This window comes from Allobosea sp. (genome assembly GCF_051860145.1).
Classification (GTDB): domain Bacteria; phylum Pseudomonadota; class Alphaproteobacteria; order Rhizobiales; family Beijerinckiaceae; genus Allobosea.
Genome location: NZ_JBHYEM010000035.1, coordinates 1 through 23918 on the forward strand (window position 1 = coordinate 1; position 23918 = coordinate 23918).

A 23918-nucleotide genomic window follows, 5' to 3' on the forward strand; every position below is an offset into this window, starting at 1 on the left:
GGCGCTGCCTCGACATTTCGACATCGACATCGACACGCGGCGTCAGGCTGCGGCGCCATCTCGTCCCGCGCATCCCCTCGGATACGCCAAGCGACCAGCAAAACCTCGCGGCACCAGCCGGCGGGGATTTTGGCGCGGGCGGTGCGAGCTCGGCGGAACCACCACCCCGACCCGACGTTCCCTCTCGACAACCCGCGAACAGGGAGCGACCAGTGGCGAAATCCTCAGCGAAGGCCAAATCCCCGGCCCGGGCGGTCGCGAAGCCGCCCAAGGCGGTGAAATCCGCCGCCAAGCAGCAGCGGCGCATCCAGAAACAGGTCGCCCGCGCCGATGCCCGCCCGCAGAAGGTTTCCCACGGTGCGATGCAGGCCGGGGCGCGGCTCTATCCGGAGCCGCCCTTCAAGAAGCAGCATCAGCCGAAGCCGGGCTCGGAGGCGCGGCTCGACCCTGCGCCCATGTATGACGCGCCCTATTACAGGGGCTCGGGCAAGCTCGAGGGCAAGGTCGCGATCGTCACCGGCGGCGATTCCGGGATCGGCCGGGCGGTCGCCGTGCTGTTCGCGCGCGAAGGCGCCGATGTCGCGATCCTGCATCTCGGCGAGAACGAGGACGCGGCCGTGACGCTGGAAGCGATCAAGGCGGAAAACCGGCGCGGGCTCGCGATCGCCGGCGACGTGCGCGACGCAGAGTTCTGCCGCAAGGCGGTGGCGCAGGTGGTCAAGGCCTTCGGCAAGCTCGACGTGCTGGTCAACAACGCCGCCTTCCAGGTTCACGCCCCGCGCTTCGAGGATCTGACCGAGGAGCATTTCGACACGACCTTGAAGACCAATCTCTACGGCTATTTCCACATGGCGCAGGCGGCGCTGGCCCATATGAAGCCCGGCGGCGCGATCGTGAATTCCGGCTCGGTCACCGGCCTGATGGGTAGCGAGAAGCTGATCGACTACGCGACCACCAAGGGCGGCATCCACGCCTTCACGCGCTCGCTCTCGACGCATCTCGTGCCGCGCGGCATCCGCGTCAACGCCGTCGCGCCCGGGCCGGTCTGGAGCCCGCTCAACCCGTCCGACAAGACGGCCGAGGACGTCGCCGAGTTTGGCAGCCAGACGCCGATGAAGCGCCCGGCCCAGCCCGAGGAGATCGCGCCGGCCTATGTCTTCCTCGCCTCGGCACAATGCTCGAGCTACATCACCGGCGAGATCCTGCCGATCATCGGCGGCTATGGCAGCGGCTGAGCCTCAGGCCAGCGCGGTCGGGCTGCGCGTGAAGCGGCGCGCCGCCATGACGGTCAGCGCCGCGAAGACCACGAACAGCAGGCCCTGCGCGATGGCGAAGGGCGGCTCGGACTGGGTCGGCGCGAGCGCGTTCAGCGCCGGCACCTTCAGGAAGGCCTGCACCACCGCGACGAAACAGAGCGGGTATTGCGCGACCACGACGCAGATCGCGTAGATGCGCCGCCAGGCCCCCTGCAGCATCCGCGCATAGAGCCCATAGCCGGCGAGGACGATCAGGATGAGCGAGACCACGCCGAAGACATGCGAGGGCAGGATTCCGGTGAACGGAAAGGCGAAGCCGGTCGCGCTCGTGGCAAAAGCCGTCGAGAGGAAGGCCCCGGTCCAGCCCGGCCTGGTGTGGCCCTTCAGCAGGGCCGGTACGACGAAGAAGCCTGCGAGGATCGCGATCAGGCTGAGCCAGGTGTGAAAGCCGGTCAGTGTCGTCGGATCGAACATGATGAAGCCCCCCAACTTCGCACGGCCGGCGGTCGCCGCCGCGTCCCCGCATCATGCAGGAATCGCGCCCCGTCTGGCGAGACATTTCCTCGTGAGAATCAGGCATTTCAGAGGGTTGGAAAGGCCGCTGTCATCCCGGGCGACCGCAGGGCGACCCGGGATCTATGCCTGAGCATCCAACGTCATCGCGAGCGAAGCGAAGCGATCCAGTTTCGTAGAGCGCGTCCGCCCCTGGATCGCTTCGTCGCTTCGCTCCTCGCAATGACGATCCGGCCGATTCGGATGAGTAACGCGCTACTCCGTCAGGCTGACCCGGACGCTGACCTCCTCCTCCTCGGTCGCGCGCTTCAGCGTCGCCTTGGCCTCGTCGACCTGGCGTTGGCGGTTCCAGAGCGCGGCATAGACGCCGTCGGCCGCGAGCAGCTCGCGATGATGGCCGCGCTCGACGATCAGGCCCTTGTCGAGCACGATGATCTCGTCGGCATTGATCACGGTCGAGAGACGATGGGCGATGACCAGCGTGGTGCGGCCCTCGCTGACCCGGTCGAGCGCATCCTGGATCTCCTTCTCGGTGAAGGAATCGAGTGCCGAGGTCGCCTCGTCCAGCACCAGGATCGGCGGGCCTTTCAGGATGGTGCGGGCGATGGCGACGCGCTGCTACTCGCCGCCCGAGAGTTTCAGGCCGCGCTCGCCGACCGAGGTCTCGTAGCCCTCCGGCAGCGAGCGGATGAAGCGGTCGATCTGGGCGAGCCGCGCCGCCTCCGCGACCTCGGCCTCGGTCGCCTCCGGCCGGCCATAGCGGATGTTGTATCGAATAGTGTCGTTGAACAGCACGGTGTCCTGCGGGACCATGCCGATCGCGGAACGTAGCGAGACCTGCTGGATCGTGGCGATGTCCTGCCCGTCGATCAGGATGCGGCCCTCGCCCGGCTCGTAGAAGCGGAAGAGCAGGCGCGAGATCGTCGACTTGCCGGCGCCCGACGGGCCGACGATGGCGATGGTCCGGCCCGGCGGCACGGTGAAAGAAATGCCCTTCAGGATCGGCCGCTCGGGGATATAGGCGAAATGCACGTCCTCGAAGCGGACCTCGCCGGCATCGACGCGCAAAGGCGGTGCGCCGGGATGATCCTGGATCTCCGGATCGCGGCCGATCAGCGAGAACATCTGCTCGATGTCGAGCGTCGCCTGCTTGATCTCGCGATAGACCGTGCCCATGAAATTCAGCGGCTGGTAGAGCTGGATCAGCATGGCGTTGATCAGCACGAAATCGCCGACGGTGTGCGTGCCGGCCTGGAAGCCGCGCACCGCCATCACCATCGAGATGGTCAGGCCGGCAGCGAAGATCGCGGCCTGGCCGAAATTGAGCCAGGCCAGCGAGGTATAGGCCTTCACCGAATTGCGCTCATAGCGCGCCATCGAGAGGTCGTAGCGCGCCGTCTCGCGCGCCTCGGCGCCGAAATACTTCACGGTCTCGTAGTTGAGCAGCGAGTCGATCGCCTTCGAATTGGCGTCGGTGTCGGATTCGTTCATGGCGCCGCGGATGGCGATGCGCCACTCGGTCGCCTTGATGGTGTAGGCCATGTAGCCGGTGACCATCGTCACCAGCACGACGACATAGAGCCAGTCGAACATCACCAGCAGCACGGCGATGATCAGCACGACCTCGACCACGACCGGCACGAGCTGGTTCAGGCCGAGGCGGACCATTTCCTCGATGCCGTTGCGGCCGCGCTCCAGCACGCGGGTCAGGCCGCCGGTCTTGCGCTCGAGATGGAAGCGCAGCGAGAGATGGTGCAAATGGCCGAAGGTCTGCAGCGCCAAAGTGCGGACCGCATGCATGAAGACCGGCGCGAACAGCGCGTCGCGCAACTGGATGAAGGCCGAGGAGCCGACGCGCGCGAGGCCGTAGATCACCGTCAGCGCGAGCGGGGCGCCAACCAGCCAGGGCAGCCAGTGCCCGAGGCTCGTCGGGTTGTTCGCCAGGGCGTCGGTCGCCCATTTGAAGGTGAAGGGCACGCCCATCAGCACGAGGCGGCCGGTGACCAGCAGGATGAAGGCGGCGACGACGCGCTGGCGCAGGTCGGCGCGGTCCGGCGGCCAGAGATAGGGCCAGAGCGCACGGAAGGTCGCGACGAAGCCGGAACCCGGCTGAAGCACGGCCGAGCGGGCGAAAGTCGGCGCCGGAGACGGCGCGGCAGGCGGGGACATCTTCAAACGATTCCAGGTTGGCTCGCCCATATAGGCCCCAATCGGATGGGAATACATGGGGCCAAACACAAGGAAACGATTGCGGCGGGGACCGCCGCCATCTGCCTTGTTCTCGACCCATGAGCGGTGTGAGATGGTTCAGGAAGGTCCGAAACTCACGATCGGGGAAGAAACAACCATGAGAATCCAGCATGTTATCTCGGCCGGCTTGATCGGCGCTTCCGCCTCGCTCTGCCTCGCGGCCTTGCCGGCGCTGGCGCAATCGGCCCGGCCTCCGGGTCAGATCAAGATCACCAATGCCCGGACCGTGCCGCTGAACACGCTCGAGATCGCCACCACCGGCGAGCAGGCCCGCCTCGTCGCCAAGCTCGCCAAGCCGCTGGCGCCGGGCAAGAGCGTCTCGCTCAAGCTCAGCAAGCCGGCCGGCTGCACCTATTACATCCTTGGGCGCTTCGAGGACGAGGTCGAGAGCGACAATGACGGCGTCGACCTCTGCCGCGAGAAGACGCTGCGGCTGACGGATTGAGGCGCATCCCTTCTCCCCTCGGGGGAGAAGGTGGCAGCGCGAAGCGCTGACGGATGAGGGAAGGATGGTTGCGACCTACCTTCGCTTCACCTGGTCGTACTGCCCTCATCCCCCTGCCGGGACCTTCTCCCCCGAGGGGAGAAGGACGTCCTACGCCGTCGCACCCTCGCGCATCAGCTTGTAGGTGATCGAGTCGACCAGCGCCTGGAACGAGGCGTCGATGATGTTGGCGCTGACGCCGACCGTGGTCCAGCGCTCGCCGCGCTCGTCGGCGGATTCGATCAGAACGCGGGTGACGGCGTCGGTGCCGCCCTGGAAGACACGGACCTTGTAGTCGACCAGCCTGAGGCCGCCGATCAGCGACTGGTAACGGCCAAGGTCCTTGCGCAAGGCGAGATCGAGCGCGTTGACCGGCCCGAGCATGCTTTCGGCGACCGAGATCAGCGTCTCCTCGCCGACCTTCACCTTGACGATCGCCTCGGAGAAGGTGACGAGCTCGCCGAGCGCATTGTAGCGGCGCTCGACATTGGCGGTGAAGCGCTCGATCTCGAAATAGGCCGGCAGCTCACCCAGGATGCGCTTGGCGAGCAGGTAGAACGAGGCATCCGCTCCCTCGAAGGCGTAGCCCTGCGCTTCCTTCTCCTTGAGCTCTTCCAGCACGCGCGAGAGCCTTGGATCGTCGCGGCCGAGCGTGACGCCGATGCGCTCCAGCTCGGCGACGAGGTTCGACTTGCCGCCCTGGTCGGAGACCAGCACCTTGCGGATATTGCCGGTCGCCTCGGGCGGCACATGCTCATAGGTGCGCGGGTCCTTGAGCACGGCCGAGGCATGGATGCCGGCCTTGGTGGCGAAGGCCGAGGAGCCGACGAAGGGCGCGTGCACGTTGGGCGCGCGGTTCAGCATCTCGTCGAGCGCGCGCGAGACATGGGCGAGCTGGCCGAGCTGAACCTCGTCGATGCCGAGGCTGAAGCGCTCGCGATATTTCTCCTTGAGCTTCAGCGTGCCGATCAGCGTCACCAGATTGGCGTTGCCGCAGCGCTCGCCGAGCCCGTTCAGCGTGCCCTGGATCTGGCGCGCGCCGGCCTCGACGGCCGCGAGTGAATTGGCGACGGCGCAGCCGCAATCGTCATGGGCATGGATGCCGAGATGATCGCCCGGCACCAGCTTGGCGACCTCCGCGACGATTGCCCCGATCTCGTCCGGCAAGGTGCCGCCATTGGTGTCGCAGAGCACGACCCAGCGCGCGCCGGCCTCATAGGCGGCGCGGGCGCAGGCGAGCGCATAGTCGCGATTGGCCTTGTAGCCGTCGAAGAAGTGCTCGCAGTCGAGCATGACCTCGCGCCCGGCCGCCTTGGCGGCCTTCACGCTCTCGGTGATGCCTTCGAGATTGTCCTCGAGCGGGATCTCGAGCGCGACATGGACATGGTAGTCCCAGCTCTTGGCAACGAAGACGATGGCGTCGGCCTTGGCCTCGAGCAGGGCTGCGATGCCGGGATCGTTGGCGGCCGAGCGCCCTGCCCGCTTGGTCATGCCGAAGGCAGCGAACTTGGCGTTCACCGTCGGCTTATCGGCAAAAAAGGCCGTATCGAGCGGGTTGGCGCCGGGATAGCCGCCCTCGACATAGTCGATGCCGAGCTTGTCGAGCATGGCCGCGACCGCGCGCTTGTCGTCGAGCGAGAAATCGACGCCCGTCGTCTGCGCGCCGTCGCGCAGCGTCGTGTCGAAGAGATGGATGCGCGCGGTCATAGCCGCGATCTCAGGCGATAGCGCAGCACCCTCGGCACGACCATGGCGAGCATGACGAGCTTCATCGCGATGGAGAGCGAGCCGGCGGGGCGAATCTTGTGCGGGGTCATGAACGTCGTTCTTCTTGCTTCTTGATGTGGACTGCGGGGGTGATGTCGCGGTTCATCGCTTCATCTCCCAGGTGGTGACGGGTTCGCCGGTCGCCGGGTCCTTGCCGTCCTTGAGGGCGATGCCCATGGCGGCGAGCTCGTCGCGGATCCGGTCGGATTCGGCGAAGTTCTTGGAGCGCCGGGCTTCGAGGCGGGCGGTCGTCAAGGTCTCGACCTTCGCGCGCAAGGCATCGTCGACTTCGGCCGCGGCAACCTGCGGCAAGGAAATACCGAGCAGAGCGAGGCTCGCCTTCAGGCTTCCGTAATCGCCGGCCTTGCGCAGAGCATGAAGTTCGGCGACCGCCTGCGATATATTGAGATCGTCGGCCAACGCCTCGACCACCGGGGCGGGAACCTGCCCGGCCCCAGCCTCGCCAGCGACGGCCGCCCAATCGGCAAGCGTCTTCTCCGCCTCCTCGAGCGCCTTCACCGTCCAGTCGATGGGCTGGCGGTAATGCGTCTTCAGCATTGCAAGCCGCAGCACCTCGCCGGGCCATTTGCGCCCGCCAAAAACCTCGGTTTCCAGCAACTCGTTGATGGTGACGAAGTTGCCGAGCGATTTCGACATCTTCTCGCCCTCGACCTGCAGGAAGCCGTTATGCATCCAGATATTGGCCATGCGCGCGGCTCCGCCAGCGCCGCCGAAGGCGCAGCAGGACTGGGCGATCTCGTTCTCGTGATGCGGGAAGACGAGGTCGATGCCGCCGCCATGGATGTCGAAGACATTCTTGGCCGGATCGTCGCATTGCAGCCCGCCGCCGAAGGGCGTGAGCAGCTTGGCCATCGACATGGCCGAGCATTCGATATGCCAGCCGGGGCGGCCGGGCGTCGCGATGCCCGCCGGCGACGGCCAGCCGGGATCGACGCCGTCGCGGCTCGGCTTCCACAGCACGAAATCCATCGGGTCGCGCTTGTAGGGCGCCACGTCGACCCGCGCGCCGGCGATCATCTCGTCGAGCGGGCGGCGGGCGAGCGAGCCGTATTTCGGCGCGTTTTTCAGCCCCGCCACGGCCGGCACGTGGAAGAGGACATGCTCCTCGGCGACATAGGCGACGCCGCGCGCGATCAGGCGCTCGATGATCGCCTTCATCTCACCGATATGATCGGTGGCGCGCGGCTCCTCGTCCGGCGGCAGATTGCCCAGGGCGGCGACATCGGCGTGGAACTGCGCCGTCGTGCCTACCGTGACCTTGGCGATCGCCTCGTTCAGCGGCAGTCCCGGAAAATCGCGGGCGGCGCGGGCGTTGATCTTGTCGTCGACGTCGGTGAGGTTGCGGGCATAGGTGACATGCTCAACGCCATAGAGATGCCGCAGCAGCCGGTAGAGCACGTCGAAGACGATGACCGGCCGGGCATTGCCGATATGGGCATAGTCATAGACCGTCGGGCCGCAGACATACATGCGGACGTGATCGGGATCGATCGGGACGAAGCTCTCCTTCGTCCGCGTCAGCGTGTTGTAGAGCCTCAGATTGGGCGACATCGAAACGGTCCTGAGCGAAAGGGCGACGAAAGGCTTGGAATCCAGGCCGCTGGCCGGGGCGCTTTTGTCAGGTCGTTTCAGGACGAGGACGTGAGCAGCCGGCCAGCGAAAGCTAGCGGCAAATAATGCAAATCCGGATGGCGGCTCGCGTCATGGAAAAACTGATTGCCTGTGCGCGGGCTTTGCGTCAAGAGGGCGGCCCCAATTGCTGCGTCGCACCATCTTGCGGACGCAATTCATCGAAATTTAACCGGCGGGCGCCATCTTCGTGATTCGAAGGTTCTTGGGCCTGTCGGGTCACGAGGAAACATCGAGAATGCGCCGCGCCATCGCCCTGATCGGCCTCTTCGGAATCATCGGAGCCGGCCTGTCGCTCTCGGTGCTGCCGACGTCGAAGACCGTCGCGGCTCCCAGCGACCAGCGCATCTTCCTGATTCCGGCGAGCGACGGCTACGGTGTCGCCGATTGCCTGTCCACGAAGACCTCCGAATGCGGCAAGATCGTCGCCGACGCCTGGTGCGAAGCCCAGGGCTTCGCCAAGGCGGTTTCGTTCGGCGTCGCCGCGCGCGAGGATTTCACCGGGTCGGTGAGCAAGCCCAGCCTGACCTCGGAAGCCGAGCAGCCGCTCTCCATCACCTGCGGCGAGTGAGGCCCCGCCTCACCTGATCCAGTCCGCGCATTTCGGCGCGTCGCCCGAGCCGCCCCAGGGCATGATCGGGACGGTCGAGGTCGAGTTCTGCGGCGAACCGTCGATCAGCTTGTCGGAATAGACCAGATAGACCAGCACGTTGCGCTTGGCGTCGCAGCCGCGCACGATCTGCATCTTCTTCCAGACGATCGAGCGGCGCTCGCGGAAGACGACATCGCCCTGCTCGGCCTTCTCCTTGAATTTGATCGGACCGATCTGCCGGCAGGCCAGCGAGATCTCCGAGACCTCCTCGGCCACGCCGAACATGCCGGAGACACCGCCCTTTTCGGGGATGGTGTAATGGCAGGCGACGCCCTCGACGATGGGGTCGTCGACGCCGTAGACGGCGAGCTTGTCGTTCGGCGTCAGCATTTTCCAGACCGTCGATTTCCGGAAGATCAGGTCTTCCTGGGCCTGGGCCGGCGCAATCGCGGCGCTGCCGAGGGCAAAAACGGCCAGCAAGGCCAGGGCATGACGACGAAACCGCATTCTGAACTCTCCCGACGCTTTCCCGCAGCACGGCCTGCCCGCAGGACGGCCTACCCGTATGACGGCCGGCAGGATATGGGATGCCGCGCCCCGGCGCACCAGTGCAGCCGAAAGCGGCTATACCGCCAGCGGCTTGAACACGAGATAGGCCGCGACCAGCGCGCCGATCACGCCCAGCGTGAAAAGCACGAGCTTGAGGCGCGTGAAGCCGCTGGCGAAGGCGACGTCGCCCGGCTCGACCTTCGGATATTTGTCGAGCAGCCGCGCCACCCCGAAATTCTCGACGACGTCGCAAAGCCCGCCGAAGAGCCAGCCGCCGCCGCACAGCGTCGCGACCCACCAGGGATAGCCGCGCATCGAGACCCCGGCGACGATGACGGCGCCGACGATCGCATAGGTCAGGGCGAAGGCGGCATCGGCCGGCAGCACCCGATGGCGGTAGCGGCTGCGGCGGTCGTCGCCATAGGCCGAGAAGAGCTTCTCGACATCCGAGACGGTGAAGCCTTTCCAGTCGCTCTCGAGCATCCGCGCCACGCCCTGGCGGCTCGCCCAGAACCCGACGAGCCAGAACAGCAGCATCACCAGGGCCGGCCCCCAGATGAAGAAGGCGAGCGGGATGGTGCTTGGATACAGGGGGACGGGATCGATCATCGCGGCGACGGCTCCGGCGGCAGGCGACAGACGTTACCGCGCCTCGCGTGCCAGCGCCAAGGCCTGACGCAGAATCTCGACGTCGCCGAGATGGTTGGCGAGGATCAGCACGAGCCTGGCGTTGAAGGCGGCGCTTTCGGCCTCGCTCAGATCGCGATGCGCCTGCACGATCAGCCGATAGGCCGCGTCGGGGTCGGCGAGGTTCGGTTCGGTGAGGAGAGCTTTCGGATCGGTCACGCGCGGCGTCCTTCCAGGGTCTCGATCGCGGCCGCGATACCGGCCGGCGTCGCATCATGGAACCGGGCGGCGACATGGCCATCGGGCCGCAGCAGGACGGCGTCGCCCGGAGCCAGCCCGTAGCGCCGGGCCAGGACGCCGTTCCCGGCTTCGGCCGGCGCGATATCGATGCGCGTGACGCCGGGCAGCGCGAGCGCCTTGCTATCTGCTGTGCACGCAATCAGCACCGGTTGCCCGTCAGCCAGCGTCTCGGACAACCAGATCCGGCCGTTCGCGCCGCTCGGCAGGGGCGCGTCCAGGAAGGTGGCTCCCGGCGGCACGCCGCCCTGCCAGTCGGGGGCGGGCGTCGACAGCGGCGAGCCGGTATAGGCGGTCGGTTGCGAGAGCCTGCCGGAATTGACGAAGCGCCGGCCGAAGCCGGTCGTGCCGGCCAGCGCCAAGGCGGCATCGCGCAGGATCCGTTCGCCCGGCGAGCGCGGCGCGATGAAATCGGTGGCGCGGGTCGAGTGCAGGATGTTCTCCTCCGCCGCCTCGACGCGCTCGGCGTCATAGCTGTCGATCAGCGAGGCCGGACTGCGGTCCGTGACGACCAGAGCGAGCTTCCAGCCGAGATTGTCGGCGTCCTGGATGCCGGAATTGGCGCCGCGCGCGCCAAAGGGCGAGACCTGATGGGCAGCGTCGCCGGCAAAGATCACCCTTCCATGCACGAAACGGTCGAGCCGGCGGCACTGGAAACGATAGACCGAGACCCATTCCAGTTCGAAATCGCCATGGCCGAGCATCTGCTCGATGCGGGGGCGGACGCTCTCCGGACGCTTTTCGCGCTCGGGATCGGCATCGCGGTCGAGCTGGAGGTCGATGCGCCAGATGTCGTCGGGTTGCTTGTGCAGCAGCGCCGACTGGCCGGAATGGAAGGGCGGCGCGAACCAGAACCAGCGCTCGGTCGGAAAGGCGGCGCGCATCCTGACATCGGCGATCAGGAACTTGTCCTCGAAGGCCTCGCCGCGGAATTCCAGCCCGAGCCGGGTCCGGGTCGGCGAGCGCGCGCCGTCGCAGGCGACGACCCAGCCGGCATCGAGCCGGTAGGGACCGTCGGGCGTCTCGATGGTGAGGAGCGCGCCGTCATTGCGCGGCTCGATCCCGGCCAGGCGGTTCGACCAGCGCAGGTCGAGCAGCGGCTCGGCTTCGGCCGCCGCGGCGAGCGCGGCCTCGACATGATATTGCTGGAGATTGATGAAGGCGGGCTGCTTGTGATCGGGCTCGGGCAGCAGGTCGAACTCGTAGAGCATCGCCTGCCCGCGAAAGACCTTGCCCTTCTGCCAGGTGACGCCTTTCTCGACCATGGGCCCGGCCAGCCCCAGCCTGTCAAAAATCTCCAGCGTGCGCTTGGCGAAGCAGATCGCGCGCGAGCCTTCGCCGATCCGGTCGGAATCGTCGATCAGCACGACGGGAACCGCGCGCCGCGCCAGATCGAGCGCCAGCGTCAGCCCGACCGGGCCGGCCCCGACAATGACGACAGGGTGGCGGGCCGGACTAAGCGCGTCCTGGTCGGGGCTGCGGCGATAGGCGAAGCGGCGTTCGGCGGCCATGGCTCAGACGGTCTCCCCGCCGCTACGGCTCTGGAGTGGCGCAGTGCAGCTTTCCGCCATATAATATGTATGTCGAACTTGAGGATGCTCCGCCATGCGCAAGGCCCAGGTGTTCCTGCGAGAGGACCAGAAGCTCGCGCTGCAACGGCTGAGCCGCCGCACCGGCCGCAAGCAGAGCGAGTTGATCAGGCATGGCGTCGATCTTGCCATTGCCGAGAGCGAGCAGTCGGACGATGACGACTGGAAGGCAGGCTGGGCCAAGGCCTTCGGCATCTGGGCCGATCGCACCGACCTCGATGACGCGGCCGCCAAGAGGCGCGGGAACAGTGTCCGGCGCGCCGAGAGCCTTGCGCGGCACTGGCAGCAGAAATGACGATCCTGCTCGATAGCTGCGTCGTGATCGACGGCTTGCGCAACCATGCGCCGGCCATCGATTTCATCATGAACATGCCTGCGCGGCCTCACCTTTCGGTGATCAGCGTCAGCGAGCTGCGCGCGGGACAACGTGGCGAGCGGGACCGGCGCGGAATCGACGCGGTCCTGGCCGGGAGCACCCTGCTCGACATCGACCAGGCGATTGCCGAGAGTGCCGGCGAGCTGCTGCGCCGCTTCCAGAAGAGCCATGGTCTCGACATCGCGGACGCCCTGATCGCCGCGACGGCCGATCATCATGGACTGCGACTGGCGACTTTGAACCTCAAGCATTTTCCGATGTTCCCCGGCCTCGCAGCCGCTTACTGACCGCTGCTCGGCTCAGCCGCCCGCTCATCCGATCGCCTCCGGCCCCTCGATTCCGAGCCGCGCCAGCTCGGCCTCGCGCCGGGCCGCGTCGAAGGCCAGGAAATACTCGTCGAGCTGCGGCGGTGAGACCGCCGTGCCGGATAGCATCGCATGGGCCTGACCGCGATGATGGGTCTGGTGCTGGAAGAGATGGGCCAGCAGGTCGTCGACGCGCTCGGGCACCCTGCCCTCGTCGCCGCGGTCGGTCCCGACGCGGCGCCCCAGGCTTTCATCCGTCTGCGCGTCGCAAAAGGCGATCAGGCGGCGATCGGTCTCGCCCTGGACGATGAGCAGCGCGGCGCAATCCAGCGGCCGGAAGGTCTCGAACACCGTCAGGCCGCGCCCGCCCTCCTCCAACGCGTCGAGATAGTAGAGGTCGATCGAGAGGTTGTGGTTCAGCGTCTCGTGCAGCGACGGGAAGAAGCTGGTGCGCGCCGCACGAAAAGCCGGATCGTCGAGCTCGGCGCAGGCGCGCAGCAACCGGTCATTGGCCCAGGCATTGTTGCGGGCCGCCTTGCGGAGATGGCCGAGCAGCGACATCGCCGTCAGCCCCGGAGCTCGACCCACATCTGGCGATCGCGCTCGTCGGTCCAGATGCGCGGGTGATCGAGCCCGTTGGCCTCGTCATAGGCGCGCGAGACGTTGAAGGGCAGGCAGTGCTCGAAGATGACCCAGTCGCCATAGGCCGGCTTCAGGGCCGCGTGGACGCGCTCGAAGGTCTCGCGCAGCGAGCGGCCGGCCGCGGCGTTCTGCTTCACCGCCGCATAGAGGTCGCTCAGGAAGGCGCGGGTGCCCTTGATGCCGTCCGCGACCATGCCGGCGCTGGTCAGCGCCGCGCCGCGACCCGGCACCATCGCGGCCGAGCCGAGCGCCGAGAGCCGGTCGAGCGTCGCCGGCCAGTCGCCGAAATGCGCATCGCCGCAATAGGGCGTGGCGCCGTACTCGACGAGATCGCCGGCGAAGGAGGTCTTCGCATCGGGAACCCAGGCGACGATGTCGCCGGCGGTGTGGCCGCGGCCGAGCTTCATCAGCCGGACCTCGCGCTTGCCGAGCCAGACCGAGAGCGTGTCGGAGAAGGTCGCGCTCGGCCAGGTCAGGCCCGGACGGATCGAGTCGGCGCCCTGGAACAGGCGCGGAAAGCGGCCGATCTCGCTCGCCTTGTCCTCCTCGCCGCGCTCGACGATCATCGCGCGGGCGACATCCGAGCAGATGATCTCGCGGGCGCCATAGGCCGGCGCGCCGAGCACGCGCACCGCGTGATAATGCGAGAGCACGACATGGCTGATCGGCTTGTCGGTGACCTTGCGGACGCGCGCGATCACGGTCTCCGCCATTTTTGGCGTGGCCTGCGCATCGAAGACGAGCACGCTGTCGTCGCCGACCACGACCCCGGTATTGGGATCGCCCTCGGCGGTATAGGCGTAGACGCCCTTGCCGATCTCGTCGAAGGAAATGGTCTTCTCGCCGAGATCGGCGCTGGAGGCGAAGGCTGGCTTGTCAATCGACATGAGGCAGCACGTCCTGTTCGATGGCGCCGAAGATGGAATGGCCTTCCGCGTCCTTCATCTCGATGCGCACGGTGTCGCCGAAGCGCAGGAAGGGCGTAGCGGCGGTCCCGGTCGCGATGATCTCGACCATGCGCTGCTCGGCGATGCAGGCATAGCCGACGCCGCCTTCCGCGACGGGCTTGCCCGGCCCGCCCTCGGCATCGCGGTTCGAGATCGTGCCGGAGCCGATGATCGTGCCAGCCGAGAGCGGGCGGGTCTTCGCGGCATGGGCGATCAGCGTACCGAAATCGAAGGTCATGTCGACGCCGGCATCGGGCCTGCCGAAAGGCTGGCCGTTGAGCTGCGAGAGCAGCGGCAGAGCGAGCTTGCCGTCCTGCCAGGCATCGCCCAGTTCGTCGGGCGTGACGGCCACCGGAGAGAAGGCCGTCGGTGGCTTCGACTGAACGAAACCAAAGCCTTTCGCCAGTTCGCTCGCAATCAGATTCCGCAAGCTCACGTCGTTTGCGAGCATGACGAGCCGGATGTGATCGCGCGCGGCCTCGGCTGCGACGCCCATCGGCACGTCGCCGGTGACGACCGCGATCTCGGCCTCGAAATCGATGCCGTCCTCCTCGCTGCGGGCGCGGATCGGCTGGCGCGGCCCGAGCGCGGAGTCCGAGCCGCCCTGGTACATCAGCGGGTCGCTCCAGAAGCTTTCGGGCATCTCGGCGCCGCGCGCCTTCCGCACCAGCGCGACATGGTTCACATAGGCCGAGCCGTCGAGCCACTGATAGGCCCGCGGCAGGGGCGAGGCGCAGTCATGCTCGTGGAAGCGGAAGGACGGCACCGAGCCATGCTCCAGCCCCTCGGCGAGGTCGGCCAGGTGCGGTGCGTACCGGCCCCAGTCGTCGAGCGCCGCCTGCAGCGTCGCGACCACGGGGAAAGCGTCGGTGGCGCGCGTCAGGTCCTTCGAGACCACGACGAGGCGGCCATCCCGGCCATGCATGAGGGAGGCGAGTTTCATCTCTTTCCAATCCGTGACGAACACGCGAGATTGCGCGCAACAAACCCTTGGGAGGACAGCTTATGAAACGCCGCGACTTTTTGAAAACCGGTGCGTTGGCGGCGGCCGCCACGCCGATCGCGATGCCCGCGATCGCGCAATCGCAGCCTGAGGTGAAATGGCGCCTGACCTCGAGCTTCCCCAAGCAGCTCGACACGATCTACGGCACGGCGCAGCAATTCGCGAAGTTCATGTCGGACGCGACCGACGGCAAGTTCCAGATCCAGACCTTCTCGGCCGGCGAGATCGTGCCCGGCCTGCAGGCATTGGACGCGGTCACCTCCGGCACGGTCGAATGCGCGCATACGCCGGTCTATTTCTATATCGGCAAGGAGCCGGCGCTCGGGCTCGGAACCGGCATCCCGTTCGGGCTCAATGCCCGCCAGCAGCATAGCTGGTGGTATTTCGGCGGCGGCGAGCCGATCATCAACGAGGCCCTGGCCAAGTTCAACGCCTACTCGATCCCCTGCGGCAATTCCGGCTGCCAGATGGGCGGCTTCTTCCGCAAGGAGCTGAAGAGCGTCGAAGACCTGAAGGGGCTCAAGTTTCGCATCGGCGGCATGGGCGGCTCGGTGCTGGCCAGGCTCGGCGTGGTGCCGACGCAGATCGCGCCGGGCGACGTCTATCCCGCGCTCGAGCGCGGTACGATCGACGCCGCCGAGTTCGTCGGCCCCTATGACGACGAGAAGCTCGGCTTCGTGAAGGTCGCGCCCTATTACTATTATCCCGGCTGGTGGGAGGGCGGCGCCATGCTGCACCTCGTCATCAACCAGGAGCAGTGGAGCAAGCTGCCGAAGCATTATCAGGCCATCGTCCACAATGCCTGCGAGGCGGCGAATAACTGGATGCTGGCGAAATACGACTTCGTCAATCCGGGCGGGCTGCGCAAGCTCGTCGCCCAGGGCGCGCAGCTGCGCGCCTTCCCGCAGCCGGTGATGGAAGCCTCGCTGAAGGCGGCCGAAGAGTACTATGCCGAGACCTCGGCCAAGAGCGAGCTGTTCAAGAAGGGCTACGAGTCGATGGTCGCCTTCCGCGGCGAGAACCTGCTCTGGTGGCAGGTCGCGGAGCTCTCCTACGACGCCTTCATGAACCGGCTGAAATCGCGCTGAGGCACGCAATAGCGGCAGGCCTGGCGCCGGGTCAGACAAGTCTGATCCGGCGCGGTTCCTGGTGGGTCATCGCCGCCGCGAGATGCGCGCAGGCCGTTCTCGGCCGCTCGCCGAGCACGCGCCCGATCATCGCGGCCGCCTTGCCGCGCTGCCTCGCGACGCGCCGCCCGAGCTTCTTGCGGATTTTCGTCTGCGGCTCGGCCTCTGCGGCAAGCTGCCTGTCGGCCATGTCGAGATCGACGACCGCACCGAGATGCGTCCGCAGCCGCTCCGCGGCGTCGATCTGGTCCTTGTAGTAGAACGGAGCGGCCGGCTGGAAGAAGCTGAGCTGATAGCCGAGATCGATGACGCGGGTGCGCCAGGCGTGAAGGCGCTCCAGGCTCATCCGGCGCGGATCATGCCTGGCGGCGCGGCGCGCCTTGCGATAGCTCCTCCGGAACGCCGCGAGCAGGAAGCCGCCGCGCTCTCCCGCCACCGACCAGGCTTCCATCCTGACGGAGAGCCGGTCGAGCGCATCGCGCATCGCCGCGACGGTCTCCGGCGCCGGCGCCCGGTCGGCCGGGAGCACGAGCCTGCCATCGGCCTTCGGCGAGAGCTGCTGCAGGGTGCGCGCAACGACCGCGGCGTCGCGGCTCGCGCCAAAGCTCTGGCGCAGCTGCTTGATCTCGGCCCTGAGCGCCGCCGCCTCCTCGGCCAGAGCCGGGGGGGCGAGCTTCAGCAGGGAGCGCCAGGCCTTCATCAACCGGCGGAAGTCATGGACACGCTTCGCCGGGTCGCGCTCCATGCCGTCGAGCAGGCGGCGGCCGCGCAGGGGCATTCCGCGACAGAAGTCGAGCCAGTGCCGGGCCCAGAGCCGCATCATGGCAGGGCCGTCGAACACGGCCCGACCGCCGGTCGAGCGCGGCAGGCTCGCGCCCTTGCGGCGCCGGCGCGGCGTTTTCGCTGACGTCGCCAAGAAAGGCTCCTTGCGAAGAGAGGCTCCTTGCGAAACTCGAAACTGCATTGAGCGACAGGCATCGCCGCCGCGCAAGAGCCTTGCACCGACGGCGCCCTACCAGGCCTCGCGCTTGCCGGGGTCGAAACGCTTCTTCAGCCCGTCCCAGCAGGCGCTGTAATCAGGCTGCAGCGCCGGCAGGCCGGCGGCATAGCCGGTGACGCGCTGGGCAAAGCGGGTCTCGAACATGAAGGCCATCGTGCCCGTCAGCTTCACCGGCTTGAGCTCGGTGGTGCTGGCATGGTCGAAGGCGGTGGCGTCCGGCCCGTGCGGCAGCATCATGTTGTGCAGGCTGAAGCCGCCCGGCGTGAAGCCCTCGGGCTTGGCGTCATAGACGCCGTAGATCAGCCCCATGAACTCCGACATGATGTTGCGGTGGTACCAGGGCGGCCGGAAGGTGTTCTCGGCCACGGCCCAGCGCTCAGGGAAGATCACGAAATCGATATTGGCGGTGCCGGGCGTCTCGGAGGGCGCGGTCAGCACCGTGAAGATCGACGGATCGGGATGGTCGAAGGAGATGGCGCCGACCGGCGAATAATGGCGCAGGTCGTATTTATAGGGCGCGTAATTGCCGTGCCAGGCGACGACGTCGAGCGGCGACTGGCCGATCGGCGTGGAATAGAGCTCGCCGCCCCATTTGGCGTAGAGCGTCGAGGGCGTCTCGTCGTCCTCATAGGCGGCAATGGGGGTGAGGAAATCGCGCGGGTTGGCGAGGCAATTGGCGCCAATCGGCCCGCGATCGGGCAAGGTGAAGCCGCCGCCATAGTTCTCGCAGACATAGGCGCGGGCCGGGCCGCCGGGAAGCTCGCAGCGGAAGACGACGCCACGCGGGATCACGCAGATCTCGCCCGGCTCGATCTCGATCACCCCGAACTCGGTGCAGAAGCGCAGATCGCCCTCCTGCGCCACGACCAGCAATTCGCCATCGGCGCAGAAGACGTATTCGCGCTCCATCGAGGCGGTGACGAAGAGCATATGCGCGGCCATGCCGGCCTGCGTATCGGCATCTCCGGCCGTGGTCAGCGTGCGCAGGCCGGTGACGAAGGTCAGCGTCTCGGCCGGCACCGGAATCGGGCTCCAGCGCAATTGCCCGATCGGCAGATCGGCCTCGTCGCGGCAGGGCGCGCTGCGGATCAGCCCCCGGTCGACCTTGGTCCAGCGCCCGCCATGCTTGACGCTCGGGCGGATGCGATAGAGCCAGGAGCGCTCGTTCGTGGAGCGCGGCGCGGTGAAGGGCGAGCCGGAGAGCTGCTCGGCATAGAGCCCGTAGGCCGCCTTCTGCGGCGAGTTGCGGCCGACCGGCAATGCGCCGGGCAGCGACTCGGTCTCGAAACTGTTGCCGAAACCGGACATGTAGCGCGGGCCCGATCCGGCCTGACGAAGCGGGGGAGTATGAATCTGCGTCTGGACGTTCATGGGTTCCTCCCCTTCCGCGGCCGGCGTTTCCGTTAGGATTTCCTTGCGGCGGCTTTGACAAGCACGCCAGTTCCGGAATGATCGCGATCGGCGCCTTGATATCCGCCTCAATTAGTTACAGATGAAACTAATGTCAATCAGATCACCGTCGCCCGACTCCGAAATTCCCGACCCGGAAACCGCGTTGCGGCTGGAGCGGTTCCTGCCCTATCGCCTCAATGTCGTCGGCTCCTATGCCAGCCGCGCGCTCGGACGCATCTACAGCGCCCGCTTCGGCATCGGCATTCCCGAATGGCGGGTGATCGCGCAGCTCGGCGAGTTCGGGCGGATGACCTCGCGCGACATCGGCGAGATCACCCAGATGCACAAGACCAAAGTCTCGCGCGCCGTCGGCGAGCTCGAGAAGCGGGGGCTGGTCTCGCGCAGCGAGAACCGCGAGGACCGGCGCGAATCCTTCGTCGCCCTGACCGGCCCCGGCGCCCGGATCTATGCCGATATCGTGCCGCTCGCGCTCGCCTTCGAAGCGCGCTGGACCGAAGGACTGGCGGCGGAGGAGCTGCGCGTCTTCGAGCGCGTGCTCTCGATGCTGACCGAGCGCGGCCGCCATCTCGCCGGGGCCTATCACGAAGGCGAGCCGTGATTGCCGCTCGCGGCCAAATATGGCATGCGGGGGTCGTTTACGGTCGATCGTGCGACTCTGTGCCGAGCCGTCGCAGGAGCCGTCCAGAGTTCCGTCGCGTTTGGCAGGTGGTGTTGTACCGAACGGCAAAGCGGCCGCGGGGGCGGATCGAACATGCAGGTGAGATGGCCCGATCGGCGATGAGATTTGGATTGACCAGGCGCCTCGGCGCAATGCTTCTGGCCCTGTCCGCGATGGGCGGCACGGCCCTCGCGCAGTCGCCGGCCTGCAATGCCTGGCGCAGCGAGCTCGCCAGCCTGCAGGGCCAGCGCGGCGGCAATCCCGGCGCGGCCCAGGCGGCGCAGCGCGTCGGCGCACAGCTTTCGCAAATCATCGGCCAGTACCGCGCCATGGGCTGCGAACGCGGCGGCTTCCTGTTCTTCGGCGAGGCGCCGCCGCCGCAATGCGGCGGCATGCGCGCCCGAATCAACCAGTTGCAGGCCCAGCTCGGGCCGCTGCAGCAGCAGGCGCAGGGCGGCGGCCTCGAGCAACGGCGCGCGCAGCTCGCCGCGATGATCGACAATAACTGCCGCGCCGCGCCGCAGCAGCGCGGCTTCTTCGAGACGATCTTCGGAATTGAGCCGCGCCGGGGCGAGATCGATTCGACCTTGCCGGAGCTCGACCCCGAGGAGCGCCCGGCGGAGCCCACCGGCCCGCGCCAGGGCGGCGCCTACACCGTCTGCGTGCGGACCTGCGACGGCTTCTTCTTCCCGCTCGCCAACAGCCCGGGCGGCCGCGAGGGCCAGGACGAGATGTGCCAGGCGCTCTGCCCCGGCACCGAGACGACCGCCTTCGGCATGTCGACCGGCGGCGATATCCAGAACGCGGTCCAGCGCAGCACCGGCACGCCCTATTCCTCCTTGCCGAATGCCGGGAAATACATCCGCAGCTTCGACGCCGCCTGCACCTGCCGGTCGCCCGGCCAGAGCTGGGTCCAGGCCCTGCGCAATGCCGAGGACCTGCTCGACAAGCGCAAGGGCGACATCACCGTCACCGAACAGAGCTCGCTGGAGATGTCGCGCCCCAAGCCCGACCCCAAACGCAAGACCGCGACGCCGGCGCCCGCCCCGACGGCGCAGGCCCCCGCCCTGCCCGACCCTGCCGACGACAAGCCGATGCCGTCCGAGAACTCGCCGACATCGGGCACCGAATCGGCCGGCATGGGACCGCAGACCGTCGAGTCGGAGAAAACCGTCCAGCAGGGCGATGGCCTCAAGAAAGAGACCAAGAGCGTCACCGGCGAGAAGCGGACGGTCCGGATCGTCGCGCCGAATCTCGCGCCCAATCTCGGGCCGTCCGCGGCGCGGCCTTAAGGGCAATGGCGGGCCGTCATTCCGGGGCGCTGCGCAGCAGCGAACCCGGAACCCAGAAACACGGGCCGCTGCGGAGAAGTTGCGACGGCTCCGCCACATTGACTGGCCACGGTGTTTCTGGATTCCGGGCTCAGGCCTGCGGCCTGCCCCGGAATGACGGGTGATTGGACAAAGCGGCGCCATGCGTTTTTCCAAGGCCCTACCCCGAACAAACGCCGCGATCGGCGCTGGACGCATGGCCGCGATCGGCGCATAGATGGCCTAACTCCACACCATCGGCCGGTCCGGAACGCCCCCAGGCCCCCGCCGCGATCGCTCCTCGATCTGACGATGCGGCCCTGCGACTGACGGCACCCGACACGGCCTTCCAGAGGCTTCCCATGTCCGAAACGTTCGCCGAGCCGCAAACCGGCATCGATCTGGCCGATGCACGCCGCCGCCTGAAGGCCATCTTCATGGGCTCGGTCGGCAACCTGGTCGAATGGTACGATTTCTACGCCTACACCGCCTTCGCGCTCTATTTCGCGCCGCATTTCTTCCCCTCGCACGATCCCGTGGTGCAGCAGCTCAACGCGGCGACGCTGTTCGCCGCCGGCTTCATCGTGCGGCCGATCGGCGGCTGGCTGTTCGGGCATCTCGCCGACCGCTATGGCCGGCGGCTGTCGCTGACGATCTCGGTGCTGATGATGTGCTTCGGCTCGCTGATCATCGCGCTGACGCCGACCTATGCCACGATCGGCTTCGCGGCGCCGGCCCTGCTGGCGCTGGCGCGGATCATCGAGGGCCTGAGCTTAGGGGGCGAATACGGGGCGAGCGCGACCTATCTCACCGAGATCGCCGACCCGAACCATCGCGGCTTCTATTCGAGCTTCCAATACGTCACGCTGATCGGCGGCCAGCTCACCGCCATCGTGGTGCTGCTGCTGCTCCAGAACGTCTTCCTGACGCATGAGCAGCTGGTCGACTGGGGCTGGCGCATCCCGTTCGTGATCGGCGCCCTGCTCGCCATCACGGCGATGTTCATGCGCCGCCACATGCACGAAACGGACTCCTTCGTCGAAGCCAGCAAGACGAAGAGGCGGGAAAGCTCGCTGCGCGGCCTGATGAAATATCCGCGCGAGGTGGCGATCGTCGTCGGCCTCACCGCCGGCGGCACGGCGGCCTTCTACACCTTCACCACCTATATGCAGACCTTCGTGAAGCAGACGGTCGGGCTCAGCGACATCACCACGACCTATGTCATCGCCGGCTCGCTGATCTTCGCTTCGCTGCTGCAGCCGGTCTATGGCGCGCTCTCGGACCGGATCGGCCGCAAGCCGATGCTGATCTTCTTCGGCGTCGCCGGCACCCTGATGACGGTGCCGATCCTGACGCTGCTGTCGCAGACGAAATCGCCCTGGGTCGCCTTCCTGCTGATCTCGGGCGCCTGGATCTTCGTCGCCGGCTACACCTCGATCAACGCCGTGGTGAAGGCCGAGCTGTTCCCGACGGCGATCCGCGCCACCGGCGTCGCCGTGCCCTATGCGGTGACGGTCTCGATCTTCGGCGGCACGGCCCCGGCAATCGCGCTGTTCTTCAAGCAGCAGGGCCACGAGCAGTGGTTCTACTACTACCTCTCGGGCGTGATTTTCCTCTCGCTGCTGGTCTATTCGACCATGCGCGACACCAAGCACCAGACGGCGATGGATCGGCACGAGTGAGGAATGCACTGCGTCATGCTCGGGCTTGACCCGAGCATCTCAGGCCGGATGAGAATCCGACCGGCGCCCTCTCGTCATGAGATTCTCGGGTCTGCGCGGAGTTTATCCTTGGGCCGACCGAAGGTCGGACCCGAGGGCTTCGCCCGAGAATGACGCTCAGGCGCTTTCGCCGCCCAGCCGCCGCAGCGCCTTCTCCCGGCCAATCAGCGGCAGCAGCGCAGCGAGCTCCGGCCCATGATCGAGGCCGGTCAGCGCCTGGCGCAGCGGCATGAACAGCGCCTTGCCCTTGGCGCCGGTCGCTGCGCCCACGGCCTGCGTCCAGCTCTTCCAGGTGGTCGCGTCGAAGGGTTCGGCCGGCAGGAGCGAGGCGGCCGCCTTCGCGAAATCGGCGTCGGCGATCACGGGCGCCAGCGGCCCCGCCACCACCCGCCACCAGTCCTTCGCATCCGCCAGCTTCGCCAGATTGCCGCGCACCGCGAGCCAGAACGGCTCCGTCGCGGGGACATCCAGCGCCTTCAACCGCTCCTCGACCTGGGCGAAGTCGAAATGATGCAGGGTGCGCGCGCTCAACGCCTCGAGCTCATGCTCGTCGAATTTCGCCGGCGCGCGCGAGACATGAGCGAGATCGACCAGGCCCGCCAGTTCGTCGAGGCTGGAGACCGGCCTGACCGCATCGGATGAGCCGACCAGCACGGCCAGCGCCGCGACCGCGAGCGCCTCGACGCCGGATTCGCGCAGGCCCCGCAGCGAGAGATGACCGAGGCGTTTTGACAGCCCCTCGCCGCTCGCGGTGGTCAGCAGGTTGACATGGCCGAAGGCCGGCAGGGCAGCACTGAGCGCCTCGAAGATCTGGATATGCACCGCCGTGTTGGTGACGTGGTCCTCGCCCCGGATGATGTGCGTGATCCCGGAACCGATATCGTCGACCACCGAAGGCAGGTGATAGAGATAAGTGCCGTCCTCGCGGATCAGCACCTGGTCCGAGAGCGAGGCGCAGTCGATATGCGCCTGCCCACGCACGAGGTCGTCCCAGGAGACGGTGCGCGGCTCGAGCTTGAAGCGCCAATGCGGCTTGCGGCCCTCGGCCTCCAGGGCAGCCCGTTCTTCCGCGGTCAGCTTCAACGCGGCACGGTCGTAGATCGGCGGCAGGCCGCGGGCGAGCTGGCGCTTGCGGCGCCGATCGAGCTCCTCGGCCGTCTCATAGCAGGGGTAGAGCCGGCCCTGCTCGCGCAAGCGCCGCGCCGCCGCGTCGTAATCCGCGATCCGCTGCGACTGGCGGAACGTCTCGTCCGGCACGATGCCGAGCCAGGCGAGATCCTCGGCGATGGCCTCGGCGAACTCGTCCTTCGAGCGGGCGATGTCGGTATCGTCATAGCGCAGCAGGAAGCGCCCGCCATGACGGCGCGCGAACAGGAAGTTGAACAGCGCCGGCCGGGCGTTGCCGATATGCAGATAGCCGGTCGGAGACGGCGCGAAGCGGACGAGCGGAGTGGTCATGGTCGGCTTATGGCGGGTTTGTTCAGGAAGGACAATTGACGCGCGGGATCCCCTCTCCCGAGTGGGAGAGGGGTAGGGGTGAGGGCCGGACAGCGCAGAACAGGGCGGGCGATATCCGCCACGGCAGCCTGGTGCGGCGCGCCCTTACAATTTCGGGCCTGCCCTCACCCTGCCCTCTCCCACTCGGGAGAGGGTTCCCCGCGCCTCAATCCTCGACCTCCTGAAGCGTTCAGAAGTCGAAGCTCTCGCCGCCCGGCTTCCCGACGCCTTTCACCAGTACGGCATCCGGCGAATAGGCGGCCTCGCCCGAATCCCGGAAGCGGTTGACGATCGGGTAGCGCCGGTCGCGGCCAAAATTCTTGGCGGTGACTTTCACGCCCGGCG

General features: G+C 67.2%; 22 protein-coding genes and 1 pseudogene. 9 read left to right on the forward strand and 14 right to left on the reverse strand.

Features of this window, described 5'->3' with window-relative positions; translation table 11 throughout:
• The first annotated feature begins 275 nt into the window (after window positions 1-275).
• Window positions 276-1235 carry an SDR family oxidoreductase gene (locus tag ACTIF2_RS26730; RefSeq protein ID WP_439500202.1) on the forward strand — a complete coding sequence of 320 codons (960 nt, stop codon included), beginning with the start codon at window positions 276-278 and terminating at the stop codon, window positions 1233-1235.
• A 3-nt stretch (window positions 1236-1238) separates the two neighbouring features.
• On the opposite strand, the gene ACTIF2_RS26735 is transcribed toward ACTIF2_RS26730, so the two are convergent.
• Both ACTIF2_RS26735 and ACTIF2_RS26740 read right to left on the reverse strand, forming a co-directional pair.
• Window positions 1239-1730 carry a hypothetical protein gene (locus ACTIF2_RS26735; protein ID WP_439500181.1) on the reverse strand — a complete coding sequence of 164 codons (492 nt, stop codon included), beginning with the start codon at window positions 1728-1730 and terminating at the stop codon, window positions 1239-1241.
• Between the two features lie 294 nt (window positions 1731-2024).
• Window positions 2025-3938 (reverse strand): annotated as a pseudogene (locus ACTIF2_RS26740) (ABCB family ABC transporter ATP-binding protein/permease).
• 178 nt (window positions 3939-4116) lie between these two features.
• Between ACTIF2_RS26740 and ACTIF2_RS26745 the strand changes: the two are divergent.
• Window positions 4117-4464 (forward strand): hypothetical protein, encoded by a 348-nt coding sequence (locus tag ACTIF2_RS26745; protein ID WP_439500182.1) that lies wholly within the window; start codon window positions 4117-4119, stop codon window positions 4462-4464.
• A gap of 150 nt (window positions 4465-4614) precedes the next feature.
• Here ACTIF2_RS26745 and cimA read toward each other — a convergent pair whose 3' ends face one another.
• Both cimA and cysS read right to left on the reverse strand, forming a co-directional pair.
• Entirely contained in the window at window positions 4615-6210 is a 1596-nt protein-coding gene (gene cimA / locus ACTIF2_RS26750; RefSeq protein ID WP_439500183.1) for a citramalate synthase, read from the reverse strand.
• A gap of 162 nt (window positions 6211-6372) precedes the next feature.
• On the reverse strand, window positions 6373-7842 hold the full coding sequence (gene cysS / locus ACTIF2_RS26755; RefSeq protein WP_439500184.1) for a cysteine--tRNA ligase: 1470 nt from the start codon (window positions 7840-7842) through the stop codon (window positions 6373-6375).
• Between the two features lie 316 nt (window positions 7843-8158).
• Here cysS and ACTIF2_RS26760 point away from each other — a divergent pair, with 316 nt between their 5' ends.
• Entirely contained in the window at window positions 8159-8491 is a 333-nt protein-coding gene (locus tag ACTIF2_RS26760) for a hypothetical protein (protein WP_439500185.1), read from the forward strand.
• A gap of 9 nt (window positions 8492-8500) precedes the next feature.
• Here ACTIF2_RS26760 and ACTIF2_RS26765 read toward each other — a convergent pair whose 3' ends face one another.
• The 4 genes from ACTIF2_RS26765 to ACTIF2_RS26780 form a co-directional block, all read right to left on the reverse strand.
• A complete protein-coding gene (locus ACTIF2_RS26765; protein ID WP_439500186.1) occupies window positions 8501-9019 on the reverse strand; it encodes a CreA family protein in 519 nt (172 codons plus the stop codon).
• A gap of 117 nt (window positions 9020-9136) precedes the next feature.
• A complete protein-coding gene (locus tag ACTIF2_RS26770; protein WP_439500187.1) occupies window positions 9137-9670 on the reverse strand; it encodes a hypothetical protein in 534 nt (177 codons plus the stop codon).
• Between the two features lie 33 nt (window positions 9671-9703).
• Window positions 9704-9907, reverse strand: coding sequence for a DUF2783 domain-containing protein (locus tag ACTIF2_RS26775; RefSeq protein ID WP_439500188.1), 204 nt, complete (start codon window positions 9905-9907; stop codon window positions 9704-9706).
• Complete coding sequence (locus ACTIF2_RS26780) at window positions 9904-11496, reverse strand: FAD-dependent oxidoreductase (RefSeq protein WP_439500189.1); 1593 nt, start codon at window positions 11494-11496, stop codon at window positions 9904-9906. Before ACTIF2_RS26780 ends, ACTIF2_RS26775 begins: the two co-directional genes overlap by 4 nt.
• Before the next feature lie 94 nt (window positions 11497-11590).
• Here ACTIF2_RS26780 and ACTIF2_RS26785 point away from each other — a divergent pair, with 94 nt between their 5' ends.
• Together ACTIF2_RS26785 and ACTIF2_RS26790 are read left to right on the forward strand one after the other, a co-directional pair.
• Window positions 11591-11869, forward strand: a complete 279-nt coding sequence (locus tag ACTIF2_RS26785) for a hypothetical protein (protein WP_439500190.1) — start codon at window positions 11591-11593, stop codon at window positions 11867-11869.
• Window positions 11866-12237, forward strand: coding sequence for a type II toxin-antitoxin system VapC family toxin (locus ACTIF2_RS26790; RefSeq protein WP_439500191.1), 372 nt, complete (start codon window positions 11866-11868; stop codon window positions 12235-12237). The genes ACTIF2_RS26785 and ACTIF2_RS26790 overlap by 4 nt, the downstream gene beginning before the upstream one ends.
• 24 nt (window positions 12238-12261) lie before the next feature.
• Here ACTIF2_RS26790 and ACTIF2_RS26795 read toward each other — a convergent pair whose 3' ends face one another.
• From ACTIF2_RS26795 to ACTIF2_RS26805, 3 genes are read right to left on the reverse strand one after another with little or no spacing between them, the layout of a single operon-like run.
• A complete protein-coding gene (locus ACTIF2_RS26795; RefSeq protein WP_439500192.1) occupies window positions 12262-12843 on the reverse strand; it encodes a DinB family protein in 582 nt (193 codons plus the stop codon).
• On the reverse strand, window positions 12822-13784 hold the full coding sequence (locus ACTIF2_RS26800) for an MBL fold metallo-hydrolase (RefSeq protein WP_439500193.1): 963 nt from the start codon (window positions 13782-13784) through the stop codon (window positions 12822-12824). The genes ACTIF2_RS26795 and ACTIF2_RS26800 overlap by 22 nt, the downstream gene beginning before the upstream one ends.
• On the reverse strand, window positions 13774-14787 hold the full coding sequence (locus tag ACTIF2_RS26805; protein WP_439500194.1) for a fumarylacetoacetate hydrolase family protein: 1014 nt from the start codon (window positions 14785-14787) through the stop codon (window positions 13774-13776). The genes ACTIF2_RS26800 and ACTIF2_RS26805 overlap by 11 nt, the downstream gene beginning before the upstream one ends.
• A 62-nt stretch (window positions 14788-14849) precedes the next feature.
• On the opposite strand from ACTIF2_RS26805, the gene ACTIF2_RS26810 reads away from it, so the two are divergent.
• Window positions 14850-15935 (forward strand): TRAP transporter substrate-binding protein, encoded by a 1086-nt coding sequence (locus ACTIF2_RS26810; RefSeq protein ID WP_439500195.1) that lies wholly within the window; start codon window positions 14850-14852, stop codon window positions 15933-15935.
• Window positions 15936-15966: 31 nt separating this feature from the next.
• Here ACTIF2_RS26810 and ACTIF2_RS26815 read toward each other — a convergent pair whose 3' ends face one another.
• Both ACTIF2_RS26815 and hmgA read right to left on the reverse strand, forming a co-directional pair.
• Complete coding sequence (locus tag ACTIF2_RS26815) at window positions 15967-16890, reverse strand: CHAD domain-containing protein (protein ID WP_439500196.1); 924 nt, start codon at window positions 16888-16890, stop codon at window positions 15967-15969.
• Between the two features lie 96 nt (window positions 16891-16986).
• The gene (hmgA, locus tag ACTIF2_RS26820) at window positions 16987-18345 is read right to left on the reverse strand and encodes a homogentisate 1,2-dioxygenase (RefSeq protein ID WP_439500197.1); all 1359 of its coding nucleotides are present in this window, start codon (window positions 18343-18345) and stop codon (window positions 16987-16989) included.
• Between the two features lie 130 nt (window positions 18346-18475).
• On the opposite strand from hmgA, the gene ACTIF2_RS26825 reads away from it, so the two are divergent.
• The 3 genes from ACTIF2_RS26825 (at window position 18476) to ACTIF2_RS26835 (ending at window position 22037) form a co-directional block, all read left to right on the forward strand.
• Window positions 18476-18985, forward strand: coding sequence for a MarR family winged helix-turn-helix transcriptional regulator (locus ACTIF2_RS26825; protein ID WP_439500198.1), 510 nt, complete (start codon window positions 18476-18478; stop codon window positions 18983-18985).
• 191 nt (window positions 18986-19176) lie between these two features.
• Window positions 19177-20337: a DUF2865 domain-containing protein gene (locus tag ACTIF2_RS26830; RefSeq protein ID WP_439500199.1), complete on the forward strand. Its 1161-nt coding sequence runs from the start codon at window positions 19177-19179 to the stop codon at window positions 20335-20337.
• 380 nt (window positions 20338-20717) lie between these two features.
• A complete protein-coding gene (locus ACTIF2_RS26835) occupies window positions 20718-22037 on the forward strand; it encodes an MFS transporter (protein ID WP_439500200.1) in 1320 nt (439 codons plus the stop codon).
• A 156-nt stretch (window positions 22038-22193) separates the two neighbouring features.
• Here the strand turns inward: ACTIF2_RS26835 and gltX are convergent, their stop codons facing one another.
• Window positions 22194-23534, reverse strand: a complete 1341-nt coding sequence (gene gltX / locus ACTIF2_RS26840; RefSeq protein ID WP_439500201.1) for a glutamate--tRNA ligase — start codon at window positions 23532-23534, stop codon at window positions 22194-22196.
• Between the last annotated feature and the right edge of the window lie 384 nt (window positions 23535-23918).